This window comes from Bradyrhizobium liaoningense, assembly GCF_018130955.1.
Classification (GTDB): Bacteria; Pseudomonadota; Alphaproteobacteria; order Rhizobiales; family Xanthobacteraceae; genus Bradyrhizobium; species Bradyrhizobium liaoningense_C.
In genome coordinates this window covers 86,349-107,506 of sequence record NZ_JAFCJM010000021.1, presented here as the reverse complement: position 1 = coordinate 107,506, position 21,158 = coordinate 86,349, and the positions used below count along the sequence as shown (strand labels likewise).

Genomic DNA, 21,158 nt, shown 5'->3' with positions numbered 1-21,158 from the left:
GCGCTTTGCTAATCCTTCGCCGCCATCAGGCTGGATAGAAGACTTCCACCTCCAAGCTGTCGATCATGCTCGGCACAATCGGGTAGGAGGAAGCCTTGCAGCTTCCCCCTCCCACACCACCGTACGTACGGTCCCGTATACGGCGGTTCGTCAAGCACGATTGAGGTGGCGGTGCAGTCCGATGAGGGACGGCAGGCCGAGCTGCGTGAAGAAGGCGGCGCGATAGGCGTCGTTCATGTGGCTGGCCCCGGCATTCCACCAGGGACCGCGGCCGTTATAGGCCGACCGCCATGCCCGCTCCGGATCGAGCCCGCGTTGCATCAAGCGCTTGAGGCGTGTCCGTGGTCGCTTCCACTGGCGCCAGAGGACGCAGCGCAGTTTGCGCCGCATCCAGCCGTCAAGCTCCTCGAACACCCCTTTGGCCTCCGCCAGCCGGAAGTATTGCAGCCAGCCGCGCAGGATGGGGGTCAGGGTTCTGACGGTCGTTGCCAGTGTTCGTCCACGCCCTTGGTGCAATGTCGTCCTCAGCTTGCTCCGCAACCGCTTCACACTCTTGGCCGCCACCCGCAGGCGCGGTCGTTTGTGGGCTGTCATGGTGTAACCGAGGAAGATCCGCACCCAGGGACGGTCAACCGCACTCTTCGCTGCGTTGACGTTGAGCCGCAGCCGCTCGGTCAGGAATCGCGTGATCGACGCCATCACCCGCTCGCCGGCCCGCCGCGTCCGAACATAGATATTGCAGTCGTCGGCGTAGCGGCAGAAGGCGTGGCCTCGTCGCTCGAGTTCCTTGTCCAGATCGTCGAGCAGGATGTTCGACAGCAAAGGTGACAGAGGGCCGCCTTGCGGCGTGCCTTCGCGCCGTGCCGTCGTAATCCCGCCCGTCATCAACCCAGCCTGCAGGTAGCGGCGGATCAGCCGCAACACCCGTTGGTCCGCAACCTGGCGTCCCACCCGTGCCATCAGCACGTGATGGTTCACCCGGTCGAAGAACTTTTCCAGGTCGAGGTCGACGACGAAGCGTCGACCCTCAGTCACATGCGCTCGCGCGGCAAGCACCGCATCGTGCGCGCTGCGCCCCGGACGGAAGCCGTACGAAGCCTTGGAGAAGCCTGGATCGAACAGCGGCATCAGCACCTGATGCATCGCCTGCTGGATCAGCCGGTCCACCACAGTCGGGATGCCCAGTTGGCGCATCCCTCCGCCGGGCTTGGGGATTTCCACCCCGCGCACCGGCTGTGGCCGGTAACGGCCTTCCAGCAGTTCTTCCTTGATGCGCGGCCAATGCTCCTTCAGATGCGGCTGCAACTGCTCCACGGTCATCCGGTCGATGCCCGCAGCGCCCTTGTTCGCCATCACCCGATGGTAGGCCGCCATCATGTTCGCTCGGCTGACGATCTCCTCCATCAGCCGCACTTCCACCTCCGGAGCGGAAGGTTGCGGTCTTGCCGTGGCGATTGACGCACCCAGCCCCTGCTCTGGCGGCTTCCGGCCGCTGCCCTCGGGACGGGCATAACGCATCTCAGCGTCATCGTCTGCATCTGTTGCCGCCATCGACAGACCGGCCTCCTCCGGTACTCGACGTTCGGCCCTTCGCCGGCTTGGTGCTGCCGACTACTACGGCCTCTGCTGACTTCTGTCGTCCCATCCCGACGCCTTGCGACGCCGGTAGCACACCCGTTGCCGGGGGCAGGATGACAGACCTCCCAGGGTCATTCGCGTGACCTTCGTGCCATACACTCGTCGCATCTACGGCCGCACCTTCCGGGTGATATCGGGCTTCGAGTTTTGTGGCTCCCTCGCCCAGATGCGGACGCCTCATATGCGCTGGCTGTTCGTCGAGCCGGCACTTTGCTTACAGCTTCCTTCAGACCCCGCCTCGCGGCGACGCCCTTGCTGTTCGGCTAACGGTTCCCATCACCAGGGTCCGTAGAGGACTCTCACCTCCAAGTCATCGACCGGACACCACTCCGGTCAAATCGCGCCAGTCATGGCGCTCCGCGCCATGCCTGGCGCACCACAAAAAAGGCCGGCTGAACAGCCGGCCCTTTTCGCATTTTGTAACGCCTGATCAGACCTTGACCAGCGGTCCCTTGGAGGTCGGCCCCTTGGAGCCACCGCCGGGGGAGCCGCCGGGGCCGCCCGGCTTGGACTTGCCGGAGGGTGGCCGCTTGCGGGCGCCGGGCAGTTTTTCCTGCTTCGGCGTGACCGGCCCTTCGACGAACTCGAAGCCGATCTTGTCTTTGGTCTCGTCAGCCTCGTCCTTCACCAGGACGACGCGGACGTGGCCACCGCCCTTCAGCTTGCCGAACAGCACCTCATCGGCCAGCGGCTTCTTGATGTGCTCCTGGATCACGCGGGCCATCGGCCGGGCGCCCATCTGCTCGTCATAGCCGTGCTGGATCAGCCAGGCCTTGGCCTCGTCGGACAGCTCGATGGTGACGTCGCGGTCGCCGAGTTGCGCCTCGAGCTGCAGCACGAACTTCTCCACCACCATGCCGATCACGTCGGCATTGAGGTGGGCGAAGGAGACGATGGCGTCGAGACGATTGCGGAATTCCGGCGCGAACTGCCGGTTGATCGCCTCGTGGTCGTCGCCTTCCCGCTTGGAGCGGGTGAAGCCGAACGCCTGCCGCGCCAGATCGGCAGCACCGGCATTCGTGGTCATGATCAGGATCACGTTGCGGAAGTTGACCTGCTTGCCGTTGTGATCGGTGAGCCGGCCGTGGTCCATGATCTGGAGCAGCACGTTGTAGAGATCGGGATGCGCCTTCTCGATTTCGTCGAGCAGCACGACGCAATGCGGATGCTGGTCGACGCCGTCGGTGAGCAGGCCGCCCTGGTCGAAGCCGACATAGCCGGGAGGCGCGCCGATCAGGCGCGACACGGTATGCCGCTCCATGTACTCGGACATGTCGAAGCGCAGGAGCTCGACGCCGAGCGACGCGGCCAACTGCTTGGCGACCTCGGTCTTGCCGACGCCGGTCGGACCTGAGAACAGGTAGCAGCCGATCGGCTTCTCCGGTTCGCGCAGACCGGCACGTGCCAGCTTGATCGATGCGGAGAGCGACTCGATCGCCTTGTCCTGGCCGAACACCACGCGCTTCAGGGTCTGCTCGAGATGCTTCAACACCTCGGCGTCGTCCTTCGACACGCTCTTCGGCGGGATCCGCGCCATCGAGGCGATCGTGGTCTCGATCTCCTTGATGCCGATGGTCTTCTTGCGCTTGTTTTCGGCGACCAGCATCTGCGCCGCACCGGACTCGTCGATCACGTCGATCGCCTTGTCCGGCAGCTTGCGGTCGTGGATGTAGCGCGAGGAGAGCTGGACCGCGGCCTCAATGGCCTCGTTGGTGTATTTCAGCCGGTGGTAGTCCTCGAAATAGGGCTTGAGGCCCTTGAGGATCGCGATTGCGTCCTCGACCGTCGGCTCGTTGATGTCGATCTTCTGGAAGCGCCGCACCAGCGCGCGGTCCTTCTCGAAGTGCTGCCGGTATTCCTTGTAGGTCGTCGAGCCCATGCAACGGATCGTGCCCGAGGCGAGCGCCGGCTTGAGCAGGTTCGAGGCGTCCATCGCCCCGCCCGAAGTGGCGCCGGCACCGATCACGGTGTGGATCTCGTCGATGAACAGGATGGCGTTGGGATGCGCCTCGAGCTCCTTGAGCACCTGCTTCAGGCGTTCTTCGAAGTCGCCGCGGTAGCGCGTGCCGGCGAGCAGCGTGCCCATGTCCAGCGAGAACACGGTCGCGGCCGCCAGAACCTCAGGCACCTCGCTATCGACAATGCGCTTGGCGAGGCCTTCCGCGATCGCGGTCTTGCCGACGCCGGCCTCGCCCACGAACAGCGGATTGTTCTTCTGCCGGCGGCACAAGACCTGGATGGCGCGGTTGATCTCGGAGTTGCGTCCGATCACCGGATCGATCTTGCCGTCACGCGCCTTCTTGTTGAGGTTGACGCAATAGGTCTCGAGTGCCTCGCCCTTCTTCTTGGCGTCCTCGTTGCCCTTGGCCTCGGTCTCCTCGTCGACGCCGCGCACGGGGCGCGCCTCGGAGACGCCCGGCCTCTTGGCGATGCCGTGGCTGATATAGTTGACCGCGTCGTATCGCGTCATGTCCTGCTCCTGCAGGAAGTACGCGGCGTGGCTCTCGCGCTCGGCGAAAATCGCAATCAGGACGTTGGCGCCGGTCACCTCTTCGCGACCGGACGACTGCACGTGGATCACCGCGCGCTGGATAACGCGCTGGAAGCCGGCGGTCGGCTTGGCATCGTCGGCGCCATCGGTCACCAGGTTTTCGAATTCGGTTTCGAGATAGTTCACGAGACTGGTGCGCAGCTTGTCGAGGTCGACGCTACAGGCGCGCATGACGGCGGCCGCATCGGAGTCGTCGATCAACGACAAGAGAAGATGCTCGAGCGTCGCGTATTGGTGATGACGCTCGTTTGCGATCGCCAGTGCACGATGCAGGGATTGTTCAAGGCTTTGGGAAAAAGTCGGCATTCGCGTCCTCTATGGCCCCCACCATCATGATCGCCATCACCCGGTCAGGCAACAACAACCTTCGACAAATATAGTTATACAAAACCGCGGCAACAGACCGGTTCCGCGACTCTGGTTACGCACCTACGGTATTTTCGATGCAAAACCCGTTCCGATTGAGGCAGGAAGGGGCGCCGGCGATCAAAACCCCGTAGTTCGCCGGCTACGGCGGGAACGCCGCGCAAGATGTCGGATGCCCGAGCGCGACAAACGCGCCCGTCACAGCGCGGTTACTTCTTTTCCATCACGCATTGCAGGGGGTGCTGGTGCTTGCGCGCAAAATCCATCACCTGCGTAACCTTCGTCTCGGCGATTTCGTAGGTGAACACGCCACACTCCCCGATACCGTGATGGTGGACATGCAGCATGATCTTGGTCGCGGCCTCGACGTCCTTCTGGAAGAACTTCTCCAGGACATGAACGACAAACTCCATCGGCGTGTAGTCGTCGTTGAGGATCAGCACCCGATAGAGATTGGGCCGCTTGGTCTTGGGCTTCACCTTGGTGATGACCGAGGTGGTCGGCCCCGTGGTGTTGCCGGGACGATTCTCGTCGTTGCTCATGCGGGGAGCGTCACAGACGGCGGCTGACGCTGAAGGATCGAGGCTGAAAGTTAGTTGCGACATGGCTCAGGCGTTTAAAATCCCCACGGAAGCATACAGCGGCTTGCCACGCGGTCCCGCTTTCGAGACCCCGCGCACGCGCCATCTTGCGGATCGCCGCTCCCGGCCGATCCAGCGAGGCCGGGTCAGCCATAAGAATATGGGCTCGACCCCGGCTGACCGCAAGCGCGCAAAGACTCATCCGACGCGGACCGCAGCCGTCCGATTCCCGATCCAGACGATCCCGCCCAAGGTTAGTCAATTCCAATCAATTTGACAAAAAATTCCATATCGCTGGTCAGCGGCTGTTGACCAGGAACCCGGCGTTAACGGGTCCCGGCGGCTTCGCGCGGGCATACCCCCGGTTTTGCACGGTCCAATTTACCCGCTCTTCAAGGGTCCACCTCGAAATCAGGCAAAACCACAGATTCCGGGGATCGTCATGTCTCGCCTGCCTGTCGTTGATCGAGTTGGTCGGCTCCTCGCCCGCTTCACCAGGGCCGAGCAGGGCAATATTGCCGTGATCTTTGCCATCGTCCTGGTGCCGGTCCTGAGCTTCATGGGCGCGGCCGTCGACTATAGCCGCGCGGTTCGCGCTCGCTCGTCGATGCAAGCCGCGCTCGACTCCGCCGTTCTGATGCTCTCGAAGGACCTGACCGCGGGCACGATCTCGACCTCCGACATCAACGCGAAGGCCCAGACCTATTTCACCGGACTTTACACCAACACCGAGGCGCAGGGCGTCTCGGTCTCCGTCAATTATACGGCCGCCGCCGGCAGCACGCCGGCGACCATCGTCCTGAACGGCGCCGGCAATATCAAGTCCGACTTCATGCAGATCGCGGGCTTCCCGACCCTCAATTTCAACGCGACGTCGACGACCACATGGGGCAACGTCAAGATGCGCGTGGCGCTGGCCCTGGACAACACGGGTTCGATGGCGTCGGACGGCAAGATCACCGCGCTGCGCAACGCCGTTGCCGGCACCGGCGGACTGATCGACCAGCTCAGCGCGCTGAGCAAGACCAATGGCGACGTCTACATCTCGGTCATTCCTTTTGCGAAGGTCGTCAATCTCGGCTCGAGCAACTACAACCAAAGCTACCTCGACCGGACCGACTGGCTGAACCCGCCCACGACGCAGCCCAATAACGGCAGCTATCAGGCTTCGCTGCCGATCAACTGGCACGCCTATGGTCCCGGCGCAAAGTGCCCGTTCTCGAACGGCAATGGCGGCTTCTACTGCACGACCGGTCCCACCAGCACGTCCAGCACCTCGACGATTCCCTCGAGCGGCAGCTATTCAGGCTATATCTGCCCGAGCGTGGATGCGAACTCGCATGCGCGGTACAACGGCTGCTGGACCAGCGAGGCCGCAGGCACCGGCGTGTTCTGCACGGGATCCAACAGCTGCTCCTGTCCCAAGGATTCGTCGAACAATGCGATCGCGGGATGCAGTTGCTCGACGACCAACGGCGTCAAATCGTGCACCGGCAATCTCTACGTCCACAACTGGACGCAGCCCGGACCGAACGACACGACGCATGATACCGGTCAGCCCCGGGTCAGCGCGGTCGTCGGCTGGACCAACAACAAATATACCTCGACCAACACCACGCCCACCGTCCTGAACGACTACCGTCAGGCATCGACGAATCCGATCAGCACCTGGACCGGCTGCGTCGCCGACCGCACCCAGCCCAATGATGCGACCGGCGTCTTGCCGAGCTCTTCTGACGTCACGACGCAGTTCCCCGCCAACGAGTATTACGAGAACAGCACGGCCTATTGCAGCAGCAGCGCGTCCACTACGCTGGAGACCGTCATTCCGCTGAGCTACGACTGGACCGCGCTCAAGAACGCGGTCAACGCGATGCAGCCGACGGGCGGCACCAACCAGGCGGTTGGATTGGCCTGGGCCTGGCAGTCGCTGCTGGTCGGAGGTCCCCTCAACACGCCGACCGAGGATGCCAACGTGACCTACAACCGGGTCATCATCCTGCTCTCCGACGGTTTGAACACCGAGGACCGCTGGCCCGAATACGGCAACGGCAGTTCGCAGGCGTCGAGCAATCCGATCGACGCCCGGCAGGCGCTGATGTGCACCAACCTGAAGGCCGCCAAGGATTCCAAAGGCCAGAACATGTACACGATCTACACGATCCAGGTGAACACCAGCTCGCCCGCCGATGCAACGTCGACCGTGCTGCAGAACTGCGCCAGCAGCTCCGACAAGTTCTACATGCTGACGAGCTCGAGCCAGATCGTGACGACGTTCAAAGAGATCGGTACGGCGCTGAGCAAGCTGCGGCTTGCAAAGTAACCACCACGAAACACCAAACGAAAAAGCCCGGCTGAAACCAGCCGGGCTTTTTGATTCCAGGACCTGTCGGCAGACTTACTGCGCGGCGGGGGTGAACTTCGCCACGATGGTCTCGACCGGCTTGAACGCCTGCTTGGCGAGATCGTTGTAGAGGCCCGCGATCTTCTGCGACTCGGCGACGAAGGTCTCGTAGCTGGAGCGGGCGAACTCGGTCTGGGCTTCCAGGGCCTTGTCCAGCGACTTCACGCCGGAAAGCTTCTCAACGAAGGACTTGGTGTCTTCGAACGACTTCTTGGTGAAGTCGCCATAGGCGCTGGCGATCGCCTGCAGGCCGTGCTGCACCGAGGTCGCGGAAGCGACGACCTGCTCGAAGTGCTCTTTGCCGTAGTTCTGGAAGTCTTCAACCTTGAACATCATGGAATCCTTTTTTCCCTGGCTATCGTCGGGAAGCCCGGCTCCCTGACGTCTGCCCAGATATAGTGCATCGCACAAAAATTGTCAAGAATCTTGTGCGACGCACAAAAAGACGCAATTTGCAGTGATTCCCGGGGATCTACGCAAGGGTTCTTTAAGCTTTTGGAAACCGCAGGCCCCTACCCTGATTCCCTGGACGTGTTCAGCTTCCGACAGGCGGTCAAAAGCCGTTTGAGAACACCACCTTAGCCAGAACAGCGGCTTGGGCCCTCACCGCCTCGCACGAGCATCCGCGAAGCAGTGGTCCAGGCAGGTAATGATATCGGGTCCGAAGGGCACAATTTCGCCTCACGAGCCGGTGATCAAGTCAGAAACGGGGACGGGGTTTCATGCTTCGTAAAAACTTGTCTTCCTCGCGCTTGGCGCGGGTTGGGGTTTTCGGGCTTCTTACGGTCACCACCGCAGTCATCTTCACGACGGAAGCTGCCGAGGCACGGCGCCATCGTCATCGCCACTACGCGCACCACCGCGTGCATCGCGACACCACGCCGAGCTACAGCCCGCAATTCGCTTCGATCATCGTGGACGGCAATTCCGGCGCCACGCTCCAGGCGACGAGCCCCGACGCACTCCGCCATCCCGCCTCGCTCACCAAGATCATGACGCTCTATCTGCTGTTCGAGCGTCTGGAAGCCGGCAAGATGAAGCTCGACACCGAGATGCCGGTATCGCAGCACGCTGCCAGCCAGGATCCGACCAAGCTGAATCTGCGCCCCGGCCAAACCATCCGCGTCGAAGACGCCATCAAGGGTCTCGTCACCCGCTCCGCCAACGACGCGGCCGTCGTGATCGCCGAAGCGATCGGCGGCGACGAGGACGATTTCGCCACGATGATGACGCGCAAGGCGCGCGCTCTCGGCATGGCCAAGACCGTCTATCGCAACGCCTCGGGCCTGCCCAACGACGAGCAGGTGACCACGGCGCGCGACCAGGCCACCCTCGGCCGCGCCATCCAGGATCGCTTTCCCCGCTACTACCGCTACTTCGCGACCGCGACGTTCAATTTCCGCGGTCAGTCGATCCGCAACCACAATCACCTGCTCGGCAGCGTCGAGGGCGTGGACGGCATCAAGACCGGCTACACCCGCGCCTCCGGCTTCAACCTCGTGAGCTCAATGCGCCGCGGCAACCGCCATCTGGTCGGCGTCGTGCTCGGCGGCCGCAGCGGCGGCTCGCGCGATGCCATCATGCGCAATTTGCTCGCCGAGAACCTCGAGAAGGCCGCGACCTCCCGCACCGCCGTCGCAATCGCCGAGCGGAATTCCGAAGCCCAGACCGAAATGGCCGATGCCTCCGAGGCCCCGGCGCGCGCTGTGCCGCAGCCCCAGGCCGCAGCCGCCCCTGAACCGGCGGCGCGCACCGCGCCCGCTTCGCGCATGTCGGCACTGGCAGCCGCCACCGCTGCGATGCCCCCGGCCCCGCCCAAAGCCGAAAGGACGGCTGAAGCCAAGATGGAGCCGCCCGCCCCGCTCACCAACGGCGTGATCGCGAGCCAGCCGCTGTCCATCATTCCCGGCTCGTCGGAGCCGATGAAGCCGGTCAAGGTGAAGACGGTTCAGGTGAAGGCCGGCGCCGTCAAGGTCGCCTCCGCGACCCCCGTGCAGCCCGCCCCTCCGGTCACCAGCACGATCTCGAGCGCGCGCGCCGAAGTCGCGGAGACCTCGGGCGCGGTTGTCGCCCGGGCCGACATCGCAAGATCTGAAATCAGCAAGTCCGAGATCAGCAAGCCGGAAGCCGCCCGCGCCGAGCTGCCGCCGCAGCCGGTCGGACACGGTACCGGAAACGGCATTTTGGGCGTCCTGCCGGCGGCAACCGCCGCCGCACCGGCGCCCGCCCCGCGCCTTGCCTCGGCCGATCCAGCCCCGCAGCCGATCCAGATGAGCGCGACGACGAAACCGGTCGTCACCCACAGCGGCTGGATCGTGCAGGTCGGTGCGCTGGAGAGCGAGGGCGAGGCCCAGCAGCGCATCGAGGCCGCACGCAGCTCGGCCCGCGGCCTGCTCAGCAAGGCCGATCCCTTCACCGAGCCGGTCGTTGCCAAGGACAATCGCAAGCTGTTCCGCGCCCGCTTCGCAGGGCTGGAACGGGATCAGGCGGAAGCCGTCTGCCGCACGCTGAAGCGCGCCGACATCTCCTGCATCACCGTCCGCAACTAGAGCCTTTTCCGTTCCGATGGAAATCGGAACGGGGCTCTGGATTCCTGTTTGACGCGTTTTCTTGACGCGAACCGGTGTCCACTTCGCTCGAAAACGCTCTAGCCTCTTTCACGAGAGAACCGATCCGGATGCCCGCTTCGCGCGGGCATCGTCGTTTTCGGGCCAGGCGATCTGCCCGTTAAAAACTTCTCGTCAAGAATTTAGGGTTAAAATTTTCCATAAGGGATCGACCACGCCGACAATTGGCGGGCGCATCGGGGCGACGGCAGACAGACGTACAGGGCTCACGCGGGCACAGTTTGTAGCGTGATGCCGGAGTTAGCCGTTATGCGTGCGAAGCAGAGTATCCTTGGCCTCGTTTACACGGGCGGCGAGATACGTCGACCCCCCTTGGTCGGGATGCAGTTTCTTCATCAGGGATTTGTGGGCTCGGCTGATCTCGTCGCGGCCCGCCCCCGGTTGCAGGCCAAGGATCTGATAGGCCTCCTCCGCCGTCATTTTGCCGCTCGGCGCCGGGCGGCGCTGCCGCCCTGCCGCGTCGCCTTGCGCGTTCTGACGCCAAGCGGGAAACCGGCGGTCCAGATAGCTTTCAAGTAAGGCCACGCTCTCGGCGTCGAACGCCGGGCACATCGCCACCAGCTCGGCGAGATCGAACTCGTCGAGCAGCCTGCCGGCATTGGGACCGGCGACGATCTGGCCCGCCAGCCGGCCGGAATCGTGGTCGAGCTGCATATCGAGGAATTGCGAGCGCACGCGCGAGGTCTGGCCGGGCGCGCGCGAGGCACCGCCGCCGAACAGCCCGCCGATATTGCCGAAGCCGGTGTTGAACGGCGACCAGCCCAGGAGGCCCGCGCCGAAAATGCCGATGGGGATCGCGACCGCCAGCTCACCCTTCAGGCCGGTGAAGGCGGCAACCGCCAGCGCCACCACGCCGCCGACGACCTTGATCGCGCGCGCCAGCACGGCCGGATTAGCGGCACGGAACATCTGCAGCAGCAGATAGAGTGTGACAACAGCGACAGCGCCGGCGATCAGGGTGGGCATGGCCTGAATATAGTCCCCCCGGTCGCAAAAAGCATGCGACCGGACGTCAGTCCCGCATCACTTCATCTGGCCGATCAGCAGGGCCGCGCCGCTTGCGGTCTTGGCGAGCTTGAGCAGCGCCTCGCGGCCGCCGGCGGCATAGGCCGCCGCCGCGCGCAGGAGCTCGCGCAATTGCGCTGCCGCACCGGGATCGAACCGGCACCAGGCACCGCCGGTCAGCCGGGCGATCTCGCGAAACGCCTGCTCGGCGACGGCGTCGTGGCCCTCCTGAAACATGAAGACCGGGACCTTGAGCATGCCGAGCTCACCGGCCTTGGCGCAGAGCTCGTCGACCTTCTCCTCCATGGCGTCGCCGACGAAGACGACGGCACGCACGCCGGAGGCCGCCGCCTCGCGCCGGGCTTCGGTGAGCACCTTGCCGATCTGGGTGTTGCCGCCGCGGCAATCGATCTTGCTCATCAGGCCGGCGAGCTTGGTGCTGTCCGAGATCCAGCTCGAGGCGCGGCATTCGTTGAAGCCGCGGTAATAGACCAGCCGGATGTCGAGGCTACCGAGCGAAGCCGCCTCGCGGAACATGTCGGCCTGGAGTGCGCAGGCCATGTCCCAGGTCGGCTGCCGGCTCATGGTCGCATCGAGCGCGAAGATCATCCGGCCCTTCGCGCCGGGGGCATGCGGCGACATCGCGCGCGCCCTGGCGACGAAGGCGGCGATGTCGTCCGCGGTCGACGTCTTCGCCTGCGGCAGCGTGCCGGACGCCTCGCCCTGTAGCGAGGCGGCATCGCGGCCGCGCGGTTTGGTCGGTTCGCCGGGCATCCCTGCTCATTCGCCTGATCAGGAGACTAATGTGGATAGCGCGGCTGCGGCGGTCAATGCACAAAGCCTCCGCAGGCGGCGCCGGCGGAGGCTTTGGGTTAGCAGTCGCGACCAAGTCAGCGTGTCAGGTCAGCAGCGCGCCAAGTCGGCTCACAAGTCAGCTCTTGGCAGCGCCCATCAGCGCGACGGGACCGGGCTCCAGAATCTTGGGCGGAGCCTTCAGCGTATCGACCGGCCCCACGTCGCTGTCGGTGTCGCTCAGGAATTTGTCGAGCATGCTCTGAATCGAGGACTTCGCGCCATCGGGACCGGTGTCGCGCATGTCGTTATGCTGGAAGTCGGTCTTCACGACCGTGATGCCGGACTTCTCGCATTCCTCGTCGGTCGGAAGCACGCCGGCATCGGTCTTGAACTGCGGATCCGTGGAGCGGAACGACAGGATCTTGAACTTGCCGGCGGTGACGAAGGGCACGCGCAGATTATCGAGCGTGACGACCTTCTTGACCTCGTCCGGATACTGTTTTGCGAAATACATCGAGATGTCGCCGCCCATGGAGTGGCCGACCATGGTCACTCGCTCATAGTTGGCGTTGGGCTGAATCTTCTTCATCTCCGCGATGGCGAGGTGGATGTTGGCAACGCCGCGCAAAATCTGCGGCAGGCGCCCGACATAGAGCTCGCCCGGCTTGGTCACCATGGGCGGGTCGGTCGGCAGGTCATGCTGCGGGCTGATCACGAGGTAGCCGCGCATCGCGAAAACGTTGGAGAGGAAGCCGTACTCGGTGTGCTTGACCGTGTTGCCGTGATTGAGGACTGCGACGGGCAGCGTGATCAGGCCGGCATCAGCCTGGAATTCCCGATCGCGACGGATCGCGATGTGGACGGGCACGGGACGGTTGTCGCGCGATGCGTCGTAGAACGTGATGGTCTCGTGCTTGATGGCCCACTTGCTCATCGTGAAGTAGCCAAGGCCCGCGAGAGCGGTGACCGAAACCAGAACGGCAATTCCACGCTTCATGATCGTCCTCAGCCTCAGGCCTTCTGGCCTGAAATCCCAGTTGTCATCGTGTTGCTTGGAGGCTCTTGGGGCCTCTTGTCGGTTATTCCCTAATATATGTCACAGCGACGTGACAGGAAGGCCAAATATTGTGAACTGACAGCCCTTTCATTGTGCGTCGCACACGTTTGTTGGGCAGCCCATTCCAGGGGAGCGATTTCAGGCTGCATTACTCCTTCGGACGCAACTTCTCCAATTCCGGTTCAATACTGAGAGGCTGCGACATAGAACCGCGAACCGGGCCGGTTAGTTCCATCGGGAACCGGCCGCGCCGACGCGAATTTTTCGGTTTGGGAAGTAGAGTCCTACCGCTGCGCTCAGGCGCCCAGGATGTCGTGGACTTCGAGCGGCTTGTCGACCTGGGTGAACCATTCGGCGCGGTTCGCCGCGCGGCGGCGGCCGCGATCATCGAGCGGCAGTTTGAGCTGACGCAGCAGGCCCGTCACCTCCTCGCGGGCGGTGACGTGGCCGAGATTGGGCCGCATCCCGAGGGTGGCCTCGTCGATGTCGTCGAGCGCGGTCAGTCCTCGCGGGAAGAATTCGCGGTAGACCACCCGCTCGGCAAAGCCGTCGACGGAGCGGAAGCCGAGCCGCAGCGACAATTCCTTCAGGCCATCGGCGACGAGCTGCTTGTTGCGCGAGCCCAGCATCGACAGGCGGTTGCGCACCACGATCCAGTCGGTGGTGGAGCCGTCGAGCTGGCGGCGCTTGCGCCTGACGTCCCGCACCATCTCGGCGTAGTGGCTCTCGCCTGTTACCGCGTAGTTGGCGGGGTCGACGGTGCCGAGCACGTCGAAGTCGAGGAAGCTGTCGTTGATCGGGGTGACCAGCGTGTCGGCCATCGAGTGGGCCAGCCGCATCAGGTAGCTGTCGGTGCCCGGCGTATCGATGACGATGAAGTCAAAACTGCTTTCGACGGCGCTGACGGCTTCCATGAACTGCTGGAATTCGGAGTTCTCGTTGTCGGCGATCTGCATGGTCTCGCCGAGCTTGATGCAGCGATGCACCGGCAGTTCGAGGTCGAGCCCGGTGCGGCGCGCCCAGGCCGAGCGGTTGTTGATGTAGCGGGTAAAGCTCTGCTGGCGGCAGTCGAGGTCGATGGTGGCGACGCGCTGGCCGGCCTTGAGCAGTGCGACGGCAATGTGCAGGGCGGTGGTGGATTTTCCCGAGCCACCTTTCTCGTTGCCGAGCACGACTACGTGCGCCGAGCCCGACTGGCCTTGGCTGGTCTGCACAAGCATAATGATCCTCAAACCCCCGCGCGAAATATCTTCGAGTCGACCGCGTCAACGGTCAAGTGAAATGCGTGTCAGGATGCTCAAATCGCGCCACGTTCATCTTAATCATGAATCGCGCGACGGCGCTCGTCTGCGATCAATCCCACAAACACACGACAGTTCTTTACGCTCCGCTCGCGAGCAGCATCGCGACGTCCCGAGGCGTGGCGAACGTAAAGATCGAAAACAACCCCATGCAAAGTAGCCGGCGTCTGCCGGCGCCGGCCCCTCTGGATTTTACGAAATCATTGATGCGGCGATCAAATCCGCGGCCATGGCGCAATGATCGCCGCGAGCCGCCTAGCGACGGCAATCCGATTGCTTACAGCAGTCCGAGATCGCGCAGTTCGCGGCGCATCGGCTCGGGCATCGCCGCGATCGTTCCGGCGGCGGCCTTGCCGAGATCGGGCGGCACGGCGTCCTCGGTCAGGTAGCGCCAGCCCTGGAACGGACGCATCGGCCGCGGCGATACCGAGATCACCTTCGGCTGCATCACGATGCGGCAGCGTCCGATGCCGTCCTTGTCGCGGAACGGCTCGATGCCGATGATCTTCTCGCGCGCCGCGATCTCGCCCTTGATCACCCAGTAGAGCGAGCCACCGCCGATGATCTCGTCGCCGCGCTTGGGCACCATACGGGTGACGTGGACGTGCTGTTGCGGCAGGCCTTTCTTCTTCGCGGCCTGCATGCGTTCAGCGACCCATTGCTTGAGTTCCTTGACGGAATCGCAACCGACGGCGAGCTTGATCAGATGGAGCGGCATGGCCCACCAATAGCGGGCAATGCCGTCGTTTGAAAGCTGCGGCTACTCGTTATCCGCAGCCGCAGGCGCGGCCGTCGATGCAGGCGGCGGCGCGATCTGCACGGGGGCTGCCGCAGGCGCACGCGCGGCCTTCGGCGCCGGCTGCTTCTTGGCGGCGGGCGGCGGGGCTGTGGCTTGTGCTGCGGCCGCCGCCGGACGCGGCGCTGGGGCGCTTGCGGGTGCTGCCGGCGCGGGTTTCGCGGCTGATATAGCCGGTTCGGGCGACATGATGCTGACCGGGGGCGTCGATGATGCGCTCGGGAATTCCGCGTTGGTCGGCTTGCCCGTGGGCAACGACGGCGGCAGTGCGGCGAGCGCTCCCGGCGGCGCCTGCGCCACAGGCGCGTTCCAGGCCGGCGCATAGCGCGCGACCAGGCCCTCGAAGACATGCGCATCCATGTTGGCGACGATCTGCGCACGATCGGTGACCGAGAGGAACGCGGCGCAATCGGACGGCGTGCAATTGTCGCGCGTTGCCAGCACCTGCGCGACCAGGCCATAGCGGTCGTGCTCCACCGCACGGCGCAACGCCTTCAGTTCGGGGGTCATGGCCTTGTTGGCGCTCGCGACATCGCCGACCGCGGTCAGGCGACTGATCTGGGCTGCAGCATAGCTGACTGCGGCGGCGACTGCGTCAGACGAGCCGAACAGCGCCTTCTCGCAGGCCAAGAGCACGATGTCACCGGCGAGATCGTCGATGCACGACAAGGCCGGCAGCGCCGCCATCGTCACCGGCTGCGCCCGGGCAGCCTCATTGGGCGCCGCCCTGCCCTCGGGCTCGTAGAATCGGATGGTGGCCGCCACCGCGATACCGACGGCGAGCAGTGTGATCACGGCCAGTGCGCCGTTGGCGACCGATTTCTCGGCGCGCAGCAGCGTGAACAGCACGATCAGGCCGAAGAAACCGGCCGCCGCCAACGTCAACCACATGGGAAGGGTTGGCGAGCGCCAGAGATGGTCGAGCGAAGTGGCCCATGCCCAATTCATGCGCGACGTCCCTTCACGCGAGCGAAAGAGCTGATTTGGTGAAAGCAAGCGCCGCGAGTCGGCAACCGCCTCGTAGCTACTTGCTAACTTGAACCGGGCCTTTTAACGGCGGGATGAAACAAATCCATCCCAACGCCAATGCGCTATTCCCTTCAACCGTCAGGACAAAGCGAGCTGGCTTTCCTTGGCCACCCGCTCGAAGGCTTCGGTGGAGCTCTTGATCCGATACTGACAGTCGTCGCCTTCCGTCGGCAGCAGGCGGATCACCTCATACGCACCGCTCGCGGCCGGGCGCGCAACATTGCTGGCAGTGTACAAAACGCGCGCGCCCACAGGGAATTTGTGCTTCAACGCCCTCTCCATTTGCAAACAACGCCTGCCACCGCCCACGGTCCCGCTTACGACGGCTGGCTGGAAACCCGGGCGACGTATAGCACGCGCCCGGGCTTTTTGGCCAGTGGTATACGAGCATGGAAAATGAACAAATTTTCAGTCTTTTCAGCGCGGTAGCTGCACCGGAACCGCCCATGATCCGTATTAGAACGGACGCGGGGCCACCGCCTGCGCCACTCACGCGGTATGGGGTAGCCGGCCCTCTGGGCTTGCGTGGTCGACGGCCTTGGGCAGCTCCTGGGCGAGGATCTGGCCGAGCTGGTCGACCGGGATGTTGTAGCGCGCGGCGAGCTGCCTGACCGTGTCGTTGCCGAGCACCTGGCGGAGCTGGTCGGCCATGATTGGCAGGTTCTGGCCATTGCCGAGCCACGACTTCACCTGCTCGCCGAAACCGGCCTGCTGAAGCTTGGCGACGATCGCGCTGAGGCCGCCCTGGCTGTTGCTGCCGAGCACCTCGTTCAGCACGGCTGGCAGCACCGCCGCGCCGAGCTGGCCGAGCGCGCTGCGGATCGCCGGATTGTTTTCCAGCGAGTCGAGAATTCCCATGGCCAGTCTGATGCGATTGAGCGCCGCTCGACAGCGCATGGTCAAGCGGCGGCCCCTTCACAATCGCCGGCGGCCTACACAGTCTCGAACTTCTCGATGACGAGGGTTTCGGCAATGCCGGCCGTCGTCCATTCCTGGAACGCCGGCAGCGCCATCATCGCGTCCAGATAGGCCTTGACCTCAGGCGCGACCGGAATCGCGTAGGTGCGGAAGCGATGGACAACGGGGGCATACATCGCATCCGCCGCGCCGAAGCGGCCGAACAGGAACGGCCCCCCAGCACCATAACGCGCGCGGCAGTCGAGCCAGAGCTCCTGCACCCGCGCGATATTGGCCTCGGCATCCGCCGACAGCGCGACCGGCCCGATCGGACGGCGCAGGTTCATGCCGCATTCGTTGCGCAGCGCCTGGAAGCCCGAATGCATCTCGGCACAGACCGCGCGCGCATGGGCACGCGCCGCGCGGTCTTCCGGCCACAGTTTTGCGTCCGGAAAGCGCTCCGCGAGATATTCGATGATGGCAAGCGAATCCCACACGGTGATGTCGCCATCGACCAGCACCGGCACCTTGCCGGCGCGGCTGAAGGCGAGGATTTTGTCCTTGTCCGCCTGGTCGGTGTAGAGCGGAATGAAGACCTCCTCGAACGGGATGCCGCTCGCGCGCAGAGCAAGCCAGGGGCGCATCGACCAAGAGGAGTAGTTTTTGTTACCGATCGCAAGCGTCAGCGCTGCCATGTGAGTGCTCCTTCTCGTCTGTCCATCACGCGAGGTGCTTGTAGCGCCTTCGCCCGCCGCCAATCAATCGTTGCCGCGATGAAACATACATGGCAATCCTGTCGCAACGGGGGATCGACATGAGCGGATATTGGGTCGACATCACGGCGGTCGGCTTCTTTGCCCTCGAATGGCTGGTTTACGCACTCACGCTGGAGCAGTCGGCCTATGGCCGCGACAGCCTGTCGGCGCGCATGAACCGCTATCGCGAGGTCTGGGTCCGCCGCCTGCTCGAGCGCGAGGCGCGCATGGTCGACATGCAGATCATGGCATCCTTGCAGAACGGCACGGCGTTCTTCGCCTCCACCAGCCTGTTCGCGATCGGCGGCGCATTGGCGCTGCTGCGGGCGACCAATGACGCGCTCGTCATCCTGAGCAAGCTGCCGATCGATCTCAGCCCCTCGCCGGCGCTGTGGGAGCTGAAATGCGTCGGCCTGGTGCTGATCTGCGTCTACGCCTTCTTCAAGTTCGCCTGGGCCTATCGCCTCTTCAACTATGTCGCGATCCTCTATGGCGGCATGCCGCCGGCCTCCCAGCGCGACACGCCGGAGGCCGAGGCGCATGTCATCCGCACCACCCGCCTGTTCGAAGCGGCCGGCCGGCACTTCAACCGCGGCCAGCGCGCCTTCTTCTTCGCGCTCGGCTATCTCGGCTGGTTCGTCAGCCCCTGGGTGCTGTTCGTGACGACGGCTGCGGTGGTCATCGTCACATGGCGGCGGCAATTTGCATCGAGCGCGTGGGCGGCGATGGCGCCTGACGACGCGGACGTGCCCGCCGCAACGCGGTTGCTCCGCAAGTGAATCTAGCCCGTAGCAGAGAGCACGATGACCTACAGGGTTAAACGGATCAAACTCGGGCAACGCCTGAGACATTCGTTTCTGAAGCTCGGGCTCTGCGATCCCAAGCATCCTGCCTAATCTTCGTCCGGCTCGCGCACGACCGGCGGTTCGTCGGCCTGGTTCTCTTGGTCTCCCTCGTCGTTCTCTTCGTCCTCGTCCTCGTCGTCATCAGGATCTCGGGGCGGCATCGTGTTGCCCGTGATCGCGAAGACACGACGGCCGATCCTGGTGGGAATGACCTCGGAGATCTCGAGGGTCATGTTGTTGCTCCTCGGATGTGACCCCAGGACACGTTACTTCTTTTTCGGAGGGGCAGACATGGAATTGGCGGCCGACGCCGACGAGGACCGGTTTATCCTTGGCAGACGTCCTTGAGATAAGTGTCCGAATTCGTTGGATCCGGGCCAATAGGCGACACGAGGTTGACCGAGTCCAAAAGAGGTCACCACCTGAGACGGCCTCTGTTACAGATTCAAGAACAGCATAGACGCCAGGACCGTCGAAAAGATGCACAGTCCGATGATAGCGATTTTCAAAACCAGGTCGGCTGCCAAGCCCTACCCCCAATAGTTTGCAAATCAGCTAGAATCACACGGCTTTCTTCGGCGGCTGCAATCCGGGCGAGTTGAGCCATTCGTCAGTATTGGCGGCGATATAAGCTTCGCGGCCTTGCTTCAAACGATCTTCACGTTCCTCGCTTGGCGGCAATTGATCTGCCTTTTCCCTCGCTAGCCGAGCTTCCTTGATGAGTCGCTCGCCCAGCGTCCGATCTGGTTTGAACCGGAAGCGTCTCATGAACGTCCTCCCGTCTTGAAATCTGCTTTCAGCGCTCTGCACTGCATCGGCGCCGCGAATCGCGACCTTGCGATTGAGTTGCCATATCTCGATGCCGTGACGCTTTCTCAAGCGACGCGCGATGTTCACGGCGGCCTCATCATTGGCGGCCTCAAACTCGCGCGTATCGCAGATGTGACCGCTCTCATCGATAACACATGCTCGATACGCCCATCCGATTGTCCCCGCATTAGGTTGGCGGCTGCAATCCCTTCGACGACAGCCATTTGTCAAGGTGGGACGTCGTCTCGGCTTGGCGCGCGCGGCGCAGAAGTCTTTCGCGGTCGACGCCCGGCGGAGCACGCTGGGCCTGTGCGCGCAGACGTGCCGCCTCGTCGAGTAGTCGCTGTTCAAGAGTGGTCGTTTGCGTGAAACGACGTCGCATCGGCGCGGCTCCATTTTAAGTTGGGGCGGGAGCGCAACCGGCGTTCTCATCACCGATAACTGCCTAAGGACGGTGCGGTGATCGCATCACTAGATTCTCGTTATGTCCGGTTGTCGACATAAATTTCGCCATCCGCGAGGAAAATCTTAGGAACTATTTCGCTTGAGTAGCCGGTAGCACTCGCACGATAGGCGTTGGAGGACGCGGCGATCCAGAATCTCGATTTTTCCCCGCGAATAGGCGATGGCTCCCCGTTTCTGGAGTCTGTTCGCGGCATCCGTGACGGAGGTGCGGCGCACGCCCAGCATCTCGGATAGCAACTCTTGCTTTAGTGCGAAGTGATCGCTTTCAGCGCGGTCTGCGGTATGGAGCAACCACCGACAGCATCGTTCCTCAACGGAGTGAAACGAATTGCAGGCAGCTGTGATCCTCGCTTGATCGAGTAATAGGTCAGCATTCCTGAGACATAACCCGGCCATAGAAGTGCTATCTGCGACGAGCTTCCGAAAATCCTTTGCCGAAATTGCTAAGGCTTGAACGGGCAGCTGGGCAACGACGCGAATGAGGGATGTGTGGGATCCAAGGCCCGCACGGGCTCCGATCATGCCTTCCCGACCGACGACGGAGGTTTCAAGCGTCCGCCCACCTTTCAGCACCACCAAAAGCGAGAACATGCCCGATAGCGGGAAGTGAATAGTCGCGACTACTTGCCTCTCCTTTTGGACAACATCGCCGGTAGCAAAGCCCACGAGTGATGATGCTCCCGTTATAGAGTCGAGGTCTCGAAGCGGAAGGAGAGCTAAGAGTTTGTTGCGGAGAGGATCATCCACTGCGCACCTATCGCCCGATCGGCCGGGCCGGTCCGCAGGGGCAAAAACAACGCTCCGAGGGCGTCGCTACGGATCGTTATGAACGGACAAATCGGACAAGGTCGATCCGTTCCTAATTTCTTGTCTTGGGCGAACGACTCTCCCAGGCCCGAATTGACTCTTTAAGCCACAGGTAAAAATTGACCCGGCGGTCCGCTCTTTTTGGGCCTCCTGTTCAAAGCTGGATTTCCGCGCTCTGGGAGAATTCATCATGGCCCACCCAACAGAAGAGCAGATACGGAAACGCGCGTTCGAACTGTGGGAGCAGGCGGGCAAACCTGAAGGACGCGAAGACGAGTTCTGGCAGCGAGCGCAAAGGGAATTGCAGGGCACAGAAGAGCGTGATGATCAAAATAAAGGTGCTGACATTTGATTCCGTGTCCGCGTCGTGTCCGCTTTGCCCTCACAAGGCGATGTTGAAGCCGATATGGCCTCATGTCGGCCTCGGCC

The 21,158-nt window shown here is 63.3% G+C and carries 20 protein-coding genes; 4 read left to right on the top strand and 16 right to left on the bottom strand.

Features of this window, described 5'->3' with window-relative positions:
• Positions 1-150 precede the first annotated feature (150 nt).
• The 3 genes from ltrA to clpS form a co-directional block, all read right to left on the bottom strand.
• Positions 151-1,551 (bottom strand): group II intron reverse transcriptase/maturase, encoded by a 1,401-nt coding sequence (gene ltrA / locus JQ632_RS19480; protein WP_212404182.1) that lies wholly within the window; start codon positions 1,549-1,551, stop codon positions 151-153.
• 517 nt (positions 1,552-2,068) lie between these two features.
• On the bottom strand, positions 2,069-4,495 hold the full coding sequence (clpA, locus tag JQ632_RS19475) for an ATP-dependent Clp protease ATP-binding subunit ClpA (RefSeq protein ID WP_212404181.1): 2,427 nt from the start codon (positions 4,493-4,495) through the stop codon (positions 2,069-2,071).
• A gap of 269 nt (positions 4,496-4,764) precedes the next feature.
• Positions 4,765-5,097, bottom strand: coding sequence for an ATP-dependent Clp protease adapter ClpS (gene clpS, locus JQ632_RS19470; RefSeq protein ID WP_186294195.1), 333 nt, complete (start codon positions 5,095-5,097; stop codon positions 4,765-4,767).
• 481 nt (positions 5,098-5,578) lie between these two features.
• Between clpS and JQ632_RS19465 the strand changes: the two genes are divergently transcribed.
• The gene (locus JQ632_RS19465) at positions 5,579-7,459 is read left to right on the top strand and encodes a pilus assembly protein (protein WP_212404180.1); all 1,881 of its coding nucleotides are present in this window, start codon (positions 5,579-5,581) and stop codon (positions 7,457-7,459) included.
• Between the two features lie 75 nt (positions 7,460-7,534).
• Here the strand turns inward: JQ632_RS19465 and JQ632_RS19460 are convergent, their stop codons facing one another.
• Positions 7,535-7,873 carry a phasin family protein gene (locus tag JQ632_RS19460; protein WP_212404192.1) on the bottom strand — a complete coding sequence of 113 codons (339 nt, stop codon included), beginning with the start codon at positions 7,871-7,873 and terminating at the stop codon, positions 7,535-7,537.
• Between the two features lie 389 nt (positions 7,874-8,262).
• On the opposite strand from JQ632_RS19460, the gene JQ632_RS19455 reads away from it, so the two are divergent.
• A complete protein-coding gene (locus JQ632_RS19455) occupies positions 8,263-10,089 on the top strand; it encodes a D-alanyl-D-alanine carboxypeptidase (protein ID WP_212404179.1) in 1,827 nt (608 codons plus the stop codon).
• Between the two features lie 318 nt (positions 10,090-10,407).
• Here the strand turns inward: JQ632_RS19455 and JQ632_RS19450 are convergent, their stop codons facing one another.
• The 9 genes from JQ632_RS19450 to JQ632_RS19410 form a co-directional block, all read right to left on the bottom strand.
• Positions 10,408-11,133 carry a DnaJ domain-containing protein gene (locus tag JQ632_RS19450; RefSeq protein ID WP_212404178.1) on the bottom strand — a complete coding sequence of 242 codons (726 nt, stop codon included), beginning with the start codon at positions 11,131-11,133 and terminating at the stop codon, positions 10,408-10,410.
• A 57-nt stretch (positions 11,134-11,190) separates the two neighbouring features.
• A complete protein-coding gene (locus tag JQ632_RS19445; RefSeq protein ID WP_212404177.1) occupies positions 11,191-11,946 on the bottom strand; it encodes a VWA domain-containing protein in 756 nt (251 codons plus the stop codon).
• A gap of 157 nt (positions 11,947-12,103) precedes the next feature.
• The gene (locus JQ632_RS19440; protein ID WP_212404176.1) at positions 12,104-12,964 is read right to left on the bottom strand and encodes an alpha/beta fold hydrolase; all 861 of its coding nucleotides are present in this window, start codon (positions 12,962-12,964) and stop codon (positions 12,104-12,106) included.
• A gap of 356 nt (positions 12,965-13,320) precedes the next feature.
• On the bottom strand, positions 13,321-14,244 hold the full coding sequence (locus tag JQ632_RS19435; RefSeq protein ID WP_212404175.1) for a division plane positioning ATPase MipZ: 924 nt from the start codon (positions 14,242-14,244) through the stop codon (positions 13,321-13,323).
• A 358-nt stretch (positions 14,245-14,602) separates the two neighbouring features.
• Positions 14,603-15,043 (bottom strand): DUF1489 family protein, encoded by a 441-nt coding sequence (locus tag JQ632_RS19430; protein WP_212404174.1) that lies wholly within the window; start codon positions 15,041-15,043, stop codon positions 14,603-14,605.
• A gap of 42 nt (positions 15,044-15,085) precedes the next feature.
• Positions 15,086-16,069 carry a hypothetical protein gene (locus JQ632_RS19425; RefSeq protein ID WP_212404173.1) on the bottom strand — a complete coding sequence of 328 codons (984 nt, stop codon included), beginning with the start codon at positions 16,067-16,069 and terminating at the stop codon, positions 15,086-15,088.
• A gap of 159 nt (positions 16,070-16,228) precedes the next feature.
• Positions 16,229-16,432, bottom strand: coding sequence for a hypothetical protein (locus JQ632_RS19420; protein WP_212404172.1), 204 nt, complete (start codon positions 16,430-16,432; stop codon positions 16,229-16,231).
• A gap of 207 nt (positions 16,433-16,639) precedes the next feature.
• Positions 16,640-17,008 carry a YidB family protein gene (locus JQ632_RS19415; protein WP_212404171.1) on the bottom strand — a complete coding sequence of 123 codons (369 nt, stop codon included), beginning with the start codon at positions 17,006-17,008 and terminating at the stop codon, positions 16,640-16,642.
• A 74-nt stretch (positions 17,009-17,082) separates the two neighbouring features.
• Positions 17,083-17,742 (bottom strand): glutathione S-transferase family protein, encoded by a 660-nt coding sequence (locus tag JQ632_RS19410; RefSeq protein WP_212404170.1) that lies wholly within the window; start codon positions 17,740-17,742, stop codon positions 17,083-17,085.
• Between the two features lie 119 nt (positions 17,743-17,861).
• Here JQ632_RS19410 and JQ632_RS19405 point away from each other — a divergent pair, with 119 nt between their 5' ends.
• Positions 17,862-18,581 (top strand): DUF599 domain-containing protein, encoded by a 720-nt coding sequence (locus JQ632_RS19405; RefSeq protein WP_212404169.1) that lies wholly within the window; start codon positions 17,862-17,864, stop codon positions 18,579-18,581.
• A gap of 113 nt (positions 18,582-18,694) precedes the next feature.
• Here the strand turns inward: JQ632_RS19405 and JQ632_RS19400 are convergent, their stop codons facing one another.
• The 3 genes from JQ632_RS19400 to JQ632_RS40470 all read right to left on the bottom strand — a co-directional run bounded on the left by JQ632_RS19400 (position 18,695) and on the right by JQ632_RS40470 (position 20,588).
• Entirely contained in the window at positions 18,695-18,880 is a 186-nt protein-coding gene (locus tag JQ632_RS19400) for a hypothetical protein (RefSeq protein ID WP_212404168.1), read from the bottom strand.
• A gap of 328 nt (positions 18,881-19,208) precedes the next feature.
• Positions 19,209-19,544: a hypothetical protein gene (locus JQ632_RS39495; RefSeq protein ID WP_249152274.1), complete on the bottom strand. Its 336-nt coding sequence runs from the start codon at positions 19,542-19,544 to the stop codon at positions 19,209-19,211.
• Between the two features lie 441 nt (positions 19,545-19,985).
• Entirely contained in the window at positions 19,986-20,588 is a 603-nt protein-coding gene (locus tag JQ632_RS40470) for a Crp/Fnr family transcriptional regulator (RefSeq protein WP_212404167.1), read from the bottom strand.
• 331 nt (positions 20,589-20,919) lie between these two features.
• On the opposite strand from JQ632_RS40470, the gene JQ632_RS19385 reads away from it, so the two are divergent.
• The gene (locus JQ632_RS19385) at positions 20,920-21,081 is read left to right on the top strand and encodes a DUF2934 domain-containing protein (RefSeq protein WP_212404166.1); all 162 of its coding nucleotides are present in this window, start codon (positions 20,920-20,922) and stop codon (positions 21,079-21,081) included.
• Positions 21,082-21,158: the final 77 nt, after the last annotated feature.